Consider the following 10,831-nt stretch of genomic DNA (forward strand, 5'->3'; position numbering starts at 1 on the left):
ACGTAGAGCGCGGCACGTAGAGCGCGGCACGTAGAGCGCGGCACGTAGAGCGCGGCACGTAGAGCGCGGCACGTAGAGCGCGGCACGTAGAGCGCGGCACGTAGAGCGCGGCACGTAGAGCGCGGCACGTAGAGCGCGGCGCGTAGGGCGCGGCGCGTGCGCCTAGTCGTCCAGGCCCTCCGCCGACCGCTTCTCCCGGAGCTCCACGATCGCGCGCCGTCGGGCCAGGCGGTGGGTGCGGCGGATCTGGGCCTCCTGGTAGCGGCGCTCGTCGCGCTCCGTCTCCGGGAGCACCGGCGGCACCGCGCGCGGCTTGCCGTCCGCGTCGACCGCGGCGAAGACCAGGTACGCCGAGCCGACCTGCTGGGCCGGGGTGGACTCGTTCCAGCGCTCGGCCAGGACCCGTACGCCGACCTCCATCGAGGACCGGCCGGTCCAGTTGACCTGGGCCTTCACATGGACCAGGTCCCCGACCCTGACCGGCATCAGGAACGCCATCTCGTCCATGGACGCCGTGACCGCCGGGCCACCGGAGTGGCGTCCGGCGACCGCCCCCGCCGCGTCGTCCACCAGCTTCATGATCACACCGCCGTGGACCGTACCCAGAAGGTTCGTGTCATGGGCGGTCATGATGTGGCTCAGGGTGGTACGGGACGCCGAGGTCGGCTTGCCCGGAAGATCAGTCATACCGCCCAGCTTATGCGCGGTCGCCCGTGCGTTCATCGCACGTACATTGCATCAGCTGTGCAACAGCCCGGACCCAGATCCCCACCCGGCCTGTCAGACACGCGGGGGACCCGTGCATGCTTGACGGCATGAACGACGGATGGTCCGACGACGACCGCGGTGAGCGCTACGGCCGCGGCAGCTCCGCCGCGCAGCCGGACGGCCCGCGCGTGATGCGCCACGTGCAGCGGCCCGTGGGCTCCGCGCCCGTGCGCCCGCAGCGCCCGGTCCCGCCGCAGCAGCCCTCGTACGACGACGGGCAGGGCTACGGACAGCAGCAGTACGGCAACGGTGTGCCCGCACCCGGCCAGTACGACAGCGGCTACAGCGACGGCCAGGTCTACGGCTCCCCGGCCGGGCGCGGCCCCGACGGGCCCGGCGGGCCCGTCGGTCGTGGTCCGGGCGGGCCGGGCGGCGGACCGGGCGCGGCCGCCTCCCCCGCCAGGCCGCGTGCGAACTGGCGGCGCCGCATCATGATCGGCTCGGCGGTCCTGGTGGTCGCCGTGGTCGGCGTGTCCGTCGGCACGTACTTCTGGGCCGACGGCAAGGTGCGCCGCGAGGTGGACCTGTCGAAGGTCATCGACCGCCCCGGCGACGGCAAGGGCACCAACTACCTCATCGTCGGTTCGGACTCCCGCGACGGGCTCTCCAAGGACGACAAGAAGAAGCTGCACACCGGCTCCGCCGAGGGCAAGCGGACCGACTCGATGATGATCCTGCACACCGGTGACAACGGGAACACGATGATCTCGCTGCCGCGCGACTCGTGGGTGCAGATCCCCAGCTTCAAGGGCTCCCAGTCCGGCAAGCTGTTCCCGGCCAAGGGCCACAACAAGCTGAACGCGGCGTACGCGATGGACGGCCCCGAGCTCCTCGTGCGCACGATCGAGGCCAACACCGGGCTGCACATCGACCACTACGCCGAGATCGGCTTCGCGGGCTTCGCGAACATCGTGGACGCGGTCGGCGGCGTGGAGATCGACATCCCGCAGGACATCAAGGACAGGGACTCGGGCGCCGACTTCAAGAAGGGCAAGCAGACCCTCGACGGCCAGCAGGCCCTGGCCTTCGTCCGCAACCGCCACGGGTACGCGGCCGGCGACCTGGAGCGCACCAAGAACCAGCAGCGCTTCCTGTCGGCGCTGGCCGCCCAGACCGCGACCCCGTCGACCGTGCTCAACCCGTTCAAGCTGTATCCGGTGATGGGCGCTGGCCTGGACACGCTGGTCGTCGACAAGGACATGGGCCTGTTCGACCTGGGCGAGATGTTCTGGGCGATGAAGGGCGTCACCAGCGGTGGCGGCACGTCGATGAACATGCCGATCTCCGGCAACGGCCCGCAGTCGTCCCTGATGTGGGACACCACGAAGGTCAAGCAGCTGGTGAACGAACTGAACAACGACCAGAAGGTCACGGTGACTTCACCCCGCTGACGCTCTGTCGGACCGGCTGGATCGCCGCTCGGAATGCGGGGGACTACCGCAACATCGACGGCTCGTGCGGCGGATCGCCGGACCTGGCCGAGTACGACTTCGAGATCCTCGCGGCCGGCACCAAGCCCGGCCAGGCCGACCCGGCCAAGCCCGGCAAGGGCAAGGCGAACACCCCGGACAACAAGCCCCAGGGCACGACAGCCACCACCCCGCTGAACCCCACCACCGGCACCCTCGCCGCCACGGGCTCCTCCTCCGCCACCTCGAAGCTCGCCCTCGCGGGCGGCGCGGCGGTGGTGGCCGGCGCGGGCGCGCTGCTGGCGGTACGCCGCCGCCGCACCGACGGCTGAGCACAGTCCCCGGACACGCCTCGGGCCCGCATCCGTGAGTCACGGATGCGGGCCCGACTCGCTTGCCGCTACGGCAGGTTGCGCGCCATGACGATGCGCTGGACCTGGTTCGTGCCTTCATAGATCTGCGTGCTCTATAGCTCATACGGTCTCTACCTGCACAGACGCCCTCTGACGTGGGACGTCCCCAGGATTCACCCATGATCACCAGCCTCGGCGTCCAGCCCAGGCCGCTGCTGCTCCTCGGCCGAGACCAGGGGACTGGCCCGGTTTCCAGTAACGGAAACTCGAACCCCTTGTTCCTCGGGTTGGGGGCCGCGAGCATCGGACGCGACACCCGACGACGAGGGGGCAGGCCGTGAAGCTGACACGAATGGTAGGCCAGTGCGACGAGGGCGAGTGTCCCGCCATCTTTGCGACCGATCGGGGCACGCTGGTCGTGCAAGGGGACCGCGTGGCCGACCACGGGCAGGAGCTTCCAGCTCACGAAACCATGGTGGAAATCCCTATCGAGCTCATCCGAAAGGCCATTCGTGACAACCTCATCTAAGACGCTGGGGGACTGGTTCAAAGACTTCGGCCATGAAGCGTTCCGGCTAGAGACCCTGGACGATTACAGCAAGTCGGGTGGCGTTGATGCCTACCGGGCATTCCTTGCCGGCGAGCCGCAGCCAGAGGATTACAAGACCGCCGGATGGATTACGACGGTCGGGGATGCGGTCCAATCGGGAAAACGAATCTACCGCGTCCACATCCTCTCGCGCCCGTTGACGGATTATCTGCGCTTCGAGCTCTCCTGGGGATACCGCCGCAACATGGCGGCCGGAGAAGAGTTCTTCATCCTGGATACGACCACCCAGGAAAACCCGATTCCGGATGCGCCGGACTGCTGGATTTTCGATGAGCAAGTCATCGGAGCCATGAACTACGACGACGAGGGTAAGTACCTGGGCGTCGAGTTCCTCGGAGAGGACCAGCTTTCAAGGTTCTTGGCCTATAGGGACACGGCAATGGCTCAGGCTGTGCCGTTCTCTGAATGGTGGGCGAAGTACGGCGAGTGAACAAGTCTAGCCTTGGGTCAGCGCTGCGGGAACTGCGTGAGTCTTCCGGGAAGGAAGCGAAGGCGGTTGCCCGTGGCGCTGCCATGTCTCGTTCCAAGCTATCCAAGATTGAGAACGAGAACACAGCGCCCAGCGTCACAGACGTCGACTGCATCCTCACGGCCATAGGCGTATCGGATGAGGTCAAGGCCGAGTACATGGCTGCCGCCCGAGAGGCGGCCACGGAGGTTACAGCGTGGCGACTGATTCGCCGTCTGGGCTACAGCCGTAAGCAGCAGCAGGTTCAGGCACTTGAATCGCAGACGGCACTGCTGCGCCTGTTTCAGCCCTCACTCATTCCCGGCCTGCTTCAGACGCCCGAATACGTGCGGGCGGTTTTTGCCCGAAGGAACCTGGCAGAAGAACAGCTAGAGCGCACCATCGGCGCGAGGCTGGCACGTCAAAGTGTTCTGTACTCGGAAGGGAAGGCCTTCCGTTTCATCATCACGGAATCGGTCCTCCGGTGGCGCATTGTCCCGCCCTTGATGATGGTGGGGCAGCTCGACCGATTGATCTCTGTCTCTCGGCTGCCCAACGTGGATATCCGCATCGTCGCACTGTCTGATCGGCAGCTAGATTTTCCGGGCCATTCGTTCTCCATCAAGGACGAACGCACGGTAACCATTGAGACGGTCCACGCGGAAACGGTGGTCACCGATCCTAGGGACGTCGCCCTGTACGTAGCCAAGTTCGAAGGATTCAGCGGAACCGCTGTTGCCGGTGACGACATGCGGTCCCTGCTCGAAGGCATCCGAGACGAGCTTTTGCGCGAACAGGAAACCGGCTAGAACCTGGCCCCGCACCCGGTCACCATTGGCTGTCGATTCCCGGAGACAGCGGCGAAGGGGTGCGCAATGGCAACCAAGACGGACACGTTCGAGTACGCGACTTACACGGCAAAGCGCGAGACGTGCCCGTCATGCAACATGCCCATCCCCCTTCACCACCTCGCCCGGCGGGGGATGCTCGGCGGGCAGGACGGCCCGCCCGAAGTCGCGTACTGGCACACCCGGTGCGTCAAGGCGGACGGCTCTCGCCGATGACGCGCTCAGTCATCCGACACACCGAGCATCGGATCATCAGAGACCCCGAGACCTCGCCCACGGTGATTGCGAGCTGCCTCTACGCGGAGTGTGGCTGGGCTGCTGTTCCCGGCCCTGACGTGGCCGAGGTTGACCGGCAGTGCATGACCCACACGGGCCTGAACGCCGGACACGGCCGCTTTCTCCGAGGGTTCGAGGACATCGCCGTTGTTCATCGGGTCGAGACGCCCTGACACAGAACCTCGCCCCCCGCCAGGGCGGGTAGCGAGACCCATCGACAGAAGGAGTCGCACGATGACGACCATGGTGGAAAGCCCCGTCGCCTTACGGCACGGGCGGGATCTTGTCAGCCCCGAGCTGTTCGAGCGGCTGGCCGCGTTCTGCGCGGACAAGTACGGCCTTGAGCGGGTCGTGGCTGACCGCGTGATGGATCAGGCCATCGCCTTCGTGTACGTCCAGGGCAGCCAGAAGGCGTACGACATGGCGCCGAGTGAGCTGGTGGATCCCGGATGGCACTCGTTCATGCTCCACACCCAGGAGTACGCCGCCTGGTGTCAGGAGCAGTTCGGCTACTTCGTCCACCACGCACCGAACTCCAGGGTCCGGACGCGCCCACTGATGGTGTCGGTTGCCGACCGCCTCAAGGCCGCCGGGTTCGACGTCGACGCCCGGCTGTGGGGCACCGCAGCCGAGTGCAACCAGCCGGCCTGCTGCGGCGACGGCGACGGCTGCTGACCAGCTGACTCGCCCCAACACACGGATCACGGCGTGATCCGCTCGTAAGAAGTAGGACCCGGACACGTCACAGGTGCCCGGGTCCTACCCTGAGCAAAGGTACCGCCCATGCCATCTGATGAGGGTCTGACCGGGAGCAGCAGGGTCACCGTATTCGCCCTGTTCGGCGTGGTCTTCGGGTACGCCACGCACCACCTGGACCAGCGGCGAATCGGAGACGTGGCCATCGTCGGACCGCTGACTCCCGGGGTCGAGTGGCCGCGCCTGTGGGAGATGGCCCGCAACTGCGGGCGGCCCACTGCCAGCGAGACCGAGCTGGCCCAATGGGTCCTCACTCAAGCAACCCGGGCCTTCGTGTGCGGCAGCGACCGCATCGCACAATTCCATGAACAGGGGTGGAAGTTGGAGCCGGGTGGAAAGCGCGTCCGATTCGATTTGACCTACGCCAACCGTGACCAGCTCTGGACGGGGAACCTGACTGTCGAAGGGCTCACTCCGGACCAGGTAGCGGAGCGCCCCACGCTCTACAACGCCAGCTCGCTACAGCGACGGCACATCAAGGCCCGCGACGAGGAGGAGCCGGGGCGCGTCGTGCCCCTTCCCCCGGCGCGGACGACCCCACCGAGCGAGACGAAGTCGCCTGATCCAGCCCATACGAAAGGCCCCCGGCATCATGCCGGGGGCCTTCGTTTATGCAGGTCAGCACCTGTTCCGCGCCCAGTGTCCGCCCAGGATTCCCCCAGCATGACGCCCAGTGACGGCCCGGAACGGGCCCGAACGGACCGGAAGCCGACCATCGTTCCCCGATCACCCGAGACGGCGGCTGACCTGCGAAAACCCTGCTACGGCAGGTTGCGCGCCATGACGATGCGCTGGACCTGGTTCGTGCCTTCATAGATCTGCGTGATCTTGGCGTCGCGCATCATGCGCTCGACCGGGTAGTCGCGGGTGTAGCCGTAGCCGCCGAGGAGCTGGACGGCGTCCGTGGTGGCCTCCATGGCGACGTCCGAGGCGAAGCACTTCGCCGCCGCGCCCAGGTAGGTCAGGTCCGCGTCGCCGCGCTCCGAGGCCGCGGCGGCCTGGTAGGTGAGGGCGCGGGCCGCGGAGATCTTCATCGCCATGTCGGCGAGCATGAACTGGATGCCCTGGAATTCGGCGATCGCCTTGCCGAACTGCTTGCGCTCCTTGACGTAGCCCTTGGCGTAGTCGAGGGCGCCCTGGGCGATGCCGAGGGCCTGGGCCGCGATGGTGATGCGGGTGTGGTCCAGGGTCTTCATCGCCGTGGCGAAGCCCGTGCCCTCGGCGCCGATCATGCGGTCGGCGGGGATGCGGACGTTGTCGAGGTAGACCTCGCGGGTCGGGGAGCCCTTGATGCCGAGCTTCTTCTCCGGGGCGCCGAAGGAGACGCCCGGGTCCGACTTCTCGACGACGAAGGCGGAGATGCCCTTCGAGCGCTTCTCCGGGTCCGTCACGGCCATGACCGTGTAGTAGTCGGAGACGCCCGCGTTGGTGATCCAGCGCTTCACGCCGTTGAGGACCCAGAAGTCCCCGTCGCGGACCGCGCGGGTCTTCATGCCTGCCGCGTCCGAGCCCGCGTCCGGCTCCGAGAGGCAGTACGAGAACATCCCGTCGCCCTTGGCCAGCGGGCCCAGGTACTTCTTCTTCAGCTCCTCGGAGCCGGAGAGGATCACCGGGAGCGAGCCGAGCTTGTTCACGGCCGGGATGAGGGAGGAGGACGCGCAGACGCGGGCCACCTCCTCGATCACGATGACGGTGGCGAGCGCGTCGGCGCCGGCGCCGCCGTACTCCTCGGGGACGTGCACGGCGTGCAGGTCGTTGGCGACCAGGGCGTCCAGCGCCTCCTGCGGGAAGCGGGCCTCCTCGTCGACCTCGGCCGCGAACGGCGCGATCTTCGCCTCGGAGAGCGAGCGGATCGCGTCGCGGAGCATGTCGTGTTCTTCGGACGGGCGGTACAGGTCGAAATCAGCCGTTCCGGCCAAGGTGACTCACTCCCAAGGGCGCTAACTACCGTTAAGTAACCTTAATTTTAGAGGGGTGTACGCCCCGGGGCATACGTGAGTTTGACGACAGGCCCGACTACTCCGCCGTTCGCTTCGGATCAGTGCGGATCACAGGGCTCGTACGCCCCCGACTATGCTCGGGCAGCGCCCTCAAAGCCCGTACCTTCCAGGAGCACCGCATGGCCCTCAAGATCACTGTGATCGGCACCGGATACCTCGGGGCCACCCACGCCGCGGCCATGGCTGAGCTGGGGTTCGAGGTGCTGGGCCTCGACGTCGTCCCCGAGAAGATCGAGATGCTGGCGCAGGGGCGCGTGCCGATGTACGAGCCCGGCCTTGAGGACCTGCTCCGCAAGCACGTCGCCGGGATCGAGGGATCCAGCGGGCGGCTGCGCTTCACCACCTCCTGGGAGGAGGTCGGCGCCTTCGGCGATGTGCACTTCGTCTGTGTGAACACCCCGCAGAAGCACGGCGAGTACGCCTGCGACATGTCGTACGTCGACGCCGCCTTCACGTCGCTGGCGCCGCATCTGCGCCAGGGCGCGCTGGTGGTCGGGAAGTCGACCGTGCCGGTCGGGTCCGCCGCCCGGCTCGCCGCGGGGCTGCCCGAGGGCGTGGACCTGGCCTGGAACCCCGAGTTCCTGCGCGAGGGCTTCGCCGTGAACGACACCCTGCACCCCGACCGGCTCGTGGTCGGTGTGGAGAGCGAGCGGGCCGAGAAGCTGCTGCGAGAGGTGTACGCGGTGCCGGTCGGCGAGGGCTCGCCGTTCGTGGTGACCGACTTCCCGACCGCCGAGCTGGTGAAGACCTCCGCCAACTCCTTCCTGGCCACCAAGATCTCGTTCATCAACGCCATGGCCGAGGTGTGCGAGGCCGCGGACGGGGATGTCGTGAAGCTCGCCGAGGCCATCGGGCACGACGAGCGGATCGGCTCGAAGTTCCTGCGGGCCGGGATCGGCTTCGGCGGCGGCTGTCTGCCGAAGGACATCCGCGCCTTCATGGCCCGGGCCGGTGAGCTCGGCGCCGACCAGGCGCTCACCTTCCTGCGCGAGATCGACTCCATCAACATGCGCCGCCGCGGCCAGATGGTCGAGATGGCGCGGGAGGCGCTCGGCGGCGGGTCCTTCCTGGGCAAGCGGGTCGCCGTGCTCGGCGCGACCTTCAAGCCCGACTCCGACGACGTGCGCGACTCGCCCGCCCTGAACGTGGCCGGGCAGATCCACCTCCAGGGCGGCCAGGTCACCGTCTACGACCCCAAGGGCATGGACAACGCCCGCCGCCTGTTCCCGACGCTGGGGTACGCGGAGACCGCCCTTGACGCGGTCCGGGGCGCGGACGTGGTGCTCCACCTCACCGAGTGGCGCGAGTTCCGCGAGCTGGACCCGGCGGCGCTGGGCGAGGTGGCCGACGCCCGGATCGTCCTGGACGGGCGGAACGCACTGGACTCGGTGAAGTGGCGCGAGGCGGGCTGGACGTTCCGGGCGATGGGCCGCCCGCGCGCGTAGCGGGCTAGCTCGGGTCGAGATCCTCGATGGTGGCGGTGGAGGGCCCTCGGCGGGGCTGGGCCGCGCGGGCGGCGAAGTCCACGTCACGGATGACCCGGGCGAAGTTTCCCCAGGTCAGCGCGGCAAGGTCGGCGTCGTCCCAGCCGCGGCCGATCAGCTCGGCGAGCAGTACGGGGTAGCAGGAGGCGTCCTCCAGGCCGACGGTGCGCGGGGCGTCCGGCATCAGGCCGTACCCACCCGAGAGGCCGATGTGGTCCGGCCCGACGACGCCGCGCAGATGCTCGATGTGGTCGGCGACGTCCTGCGTGCAGGCGGGCCGCCCGGCCCGCGCGACCTGCGCGGGGGCGAAGCTCACCAGACAGACCCCCCCGTTCTCGGGGAGCCCGCCGAGGAGCTCGTCGGTGACGTTGAGCGGGTGGTCGGTGAGGGCGCGAGCGGCCGAGCGGGTGAAGACCAGCGGGGCGTTGGCGGCGCCGAGGGTCTCGCGGACGGTCTCCGCGGCGGCGCCGGACAGGTCGATGGCCATGCCGAGCCGGTTGAGCTCCCGTACGACCTCCTGCCCGAAGCGCGTCAGGCCCGCGCGGGTCCAGCTCGCGGTGGCGGTGAGGGCGACGGCGCGTACGCCGAGGGCGTGGTACGCCCGGACCGTGCCCAGCGAGTCGCCCAGCGCGTGGGCGGCCACCGGCCCGAAGAGGGACGCGATACGGCCGTGGTTACGGGCGTCCGCGAGGTCCCCGATGGCCTGCGCGAGCCGCAGCCCCTCCGGGCAGGCGTCCACGAGCGTACGGAGCCGGTCGACGCGTTCCAGGGTGGCGCTGACGGGGTCGGGGCAGTCGCCGGCGACCATCAGCGACCAGAACTGCGCGCCGACGCCGCCGTGCCGTAGCCGGGGGATGTCGGTGTCCAGCGAACTCTCCCCCAGCTCGACGTCGTGCCACGGGGTGTTCACGAGCACCTGGGCGAGGGTGTTGTAGCCGTCGGCGACGGGGTGGGCGCGGAGGAGGGCGTGGATGCGGGTGCGCACGTCGGGGTCGAGGGTGTCGCCGGGGGCGACGGCCTCCGCCTCCGGCGTGGCTTCCCGCACGTCGGCCTCCGGCCCGGCTTCCGGCGCGCGGGTACGCACATCGGGGTCCAGAGTGCCGCCGGGGGCAACGGCCTCCGCCTCCGGCGTGGCTTCCCGCACGTCGGCCTCCGGCCCGGCTTCCGGCGCTGGTTGGCCGGGCTTGGGCTTGGAGCCGCGTTTCCGGGGGGTGGCGCGGTCGGGTGCGCCTATCGCGGCGGTGGCGACGTCGGCCTCGTCCTGCAGATCTGCCATGACGGTCTCCCGGTTCGGCGTCGGCGACAGCAGTACGGCCACGATCACACGTCGGCGGCGGGAGGTCTCGCGGACGGGGCCGTTCGGGGGAGGCCCCGTCCCGGCCCAGCCCGGCTCCTGGGGGCTTCGCCCCCAACCCCCGTGTTCGTCTGCGGGCAGATGGGGGCTGGTCGCGCAGTTCCCCGCGCCCCTATTCGGCCCGGGGTTTGTCTGCGGGTCGGCCGTGGCTCGTCGCGCCGTTCCCCGCGCCCCTATCCGGCCCAGGGTTTGTCCGCGGGACGGGTGGCTCGTCGCGCCGTTCCCCGCGCCCCTATCCGGCCCAGGGTTTGTCCGCGGGACGGGTGGCTCGTCGCGCCGTTCCCCGCGCCACTTTTCGGCCCGGGGTTTGTCTGCGGGACGTGTCTGGCTGGTCGCGCCGTTCCCCGCGCTCCTTAGGGGGATGGGGTGCGGACGCCTTCAGCCCCTCGGGCCCTGGGGGGGCGGGGAACTGCGCGACCAGCCGAGGACGGCCCGCAGACGAACGGAGACCCGGGGCGGAGCCCCGAAGCGGGGTGCAGGGGCCGCAGGCCCCGCGCTGGGGGGCCGGGGGCGTAGCCCCCGGAG

11 protein-coding genes are annotated in these 10,831 nt (G+C 69.1%); 8 read left to right on the plus strand and 3 right to left on the minus strand.

Annotated features, from left to right (window positions below):
* Positions 1–162: 162 nt before the first annotated feature.
* A complete protein-coding gene (locus tag ACFWA7_RS37710) occupies positions 163–687 on the minus strand; it encodes an acyl-CoA thioesterase (protein WP_385549046.1) in 525 nt (174 codons plus the stop codon).
* Positions 688–815: 128 nt separating this feature from the next.
* Here ACFWA7_RS37710 and ACFWA7_RS37715 point away from each other — a divergent pair, with 128 nt between their 5' ends.
* The 7 genes from ACFWA7_RS37715 to ACFWA7_RS37745 all read left to right on the plus strand — a co-directional run bounded on the left by ACFWA7_RS37715 (position 816) and on the right by ACFWA7_RS37745 (position 5,387).
* Positions 816–2,159 carry an LCP family protein gene (locus ACFWA7_RS37715; RefSeq protein ID WP_385827659.1) on the plus strand — a complete coding sequence of 448 codons (1,344 nt, stop codon included), beginning with the start codon at positions 816–818 and terminating at the stop codon, positions 2,157–2,159.
* Positions 2,081–2,509, plus strand: coding sequence for an LPXTG cell wall anchor domain-containing protein (locus ACFWA7_RS37720; protein ID WP_385827661.1), 429 nt, complete (start codon positions 2,081–2,083; stop codon positions 2,507–2,509). The genes ACFWA7_RS37715 and ACFWA7_RS37720 overlap by 79 nt, the downstream gene beginning before the upstream one ends.
* Positions 2,510–2,867: 358 nt before the next feature.
* A complete protein-coding gene (locus tag ACFWA7_RS37725; protein WP_385827663.1) occupies positions 2,868–3,059 on the plus strand; it encodes a hypothetical protein in 192 nt (63 codons plus the stop codon).
* Positions 3,043–3,570, plus strand: coding sequence for a DUF6879 family protein (locus tag ACFWA7_RS37730; RefSeq protein WP_385827665.1), 528 nt, complete (start codon positions 3,043–3,045; stop codon positions 3,568–3,570). Before ACFWA7_RS37725 ends, ACFWA7_RS37730 begins: the two co-directional genes overlap by 17 nt.
* Positions 3,567–4,397 (plus strand): helix-turn-helix domain-containing protein, encoded by an 831-nt coding sequence (locus tag ACFWA7_RS37735; protein ID WP_385549074.1) that lies wholly within the window; start codon positions 3,567–3,569, stop codon positions 4,395–4,397. Before ACFWA7_RS37730 ends, ACFWA7_RS37735 begins: the two co-directional genes overlap by 4 nt.
* Before the next feature lie 66 nt (positions 4,398–4,463).
* Positions 4,464–4,652, plus strand: coding sequence for a hypothetical protein (locus ACFWA7_RS37740; RefSeq protein ID WP_385827667.1), 189 nt, complete (start codon positions 4,464–4,466; stop codon positions 4,650–4,652).
* Positions 4,653–4,946: 294 nt separating this feature from the next.
* On the plus strand, positions 4,947–5,387 hold the full coding sequence (locus ACFWA7_RS37745) for a hypothetical protein (protein ID WP_385827669.1): 441 nt from the start codon (positions 4,947–4,949) through the stop codon (positions 5,385–5,387).
* Between the two features lie 842 nt (positions 5,388–6,229).
* Here the strand turns inward: ACFWA7_RS37745 and ACFWA7_RS37750 are convergent.
* Positions 6,230–7,387 carry an acyl-CoA dehydrogenase family protein gene (locus ACFWA7_RS37750; RefSeq protein ID WP_385549065.1) on the minus strand — a complete coding sequence of 386 codons (1,158 nt, stop codon included), beginning with the start codon at positions 7,385–7,387 and terminating at the stop codon, positions 6,230–6,232.
* Between the two features lie 200 nt (positions 7,388–7,587).
* Here ACFWA7_RS37750 and ACFWA7_RS37755 point away from each other — a divergent pair, with 200 nt between their 5' ends.
* Positions 7,588–8,913: a UDP-glucose dehydrogenase family protein gene (locus ACFWA7_RS37755; RefSeq protein ID WP_385549068.1), complete on the plus strand. Its 1,326-nt coding sequence runs from the start codon at positions 7,588–7,590 to the stop codon at positions 8,911–8,913.
* A gap of 4 nt (positions 8,914–8,917) precedes the next feature.
* Here ACFWA7_RS37755 and ACFWA7_RS37760 read toward each other — a convergent pair whose 3' ends face one another.
* On the minus strand, positions 8,918–10,228 hold the full coding sequence (locus tag ACFWA7_RS37760) for a dipeptidase (RefSeq protein WP_385827671.1): 1,311 nt from the start codon (positions 10,226–10,228) through the stop codon (positions 8,918–8,920).
* Between the last annotated feature and the right edge of the window lie 603 nt (positions 10,229–10,831).

The organism is Streptomyces sp. NPDC059994 (assembly GCF_042737755.1).
Taxonomy (GTDB): Bacteria; Actinomycetota; Actinomycetes; order Streptomycetales; family Streptomycetaceae; genus Streptomyces.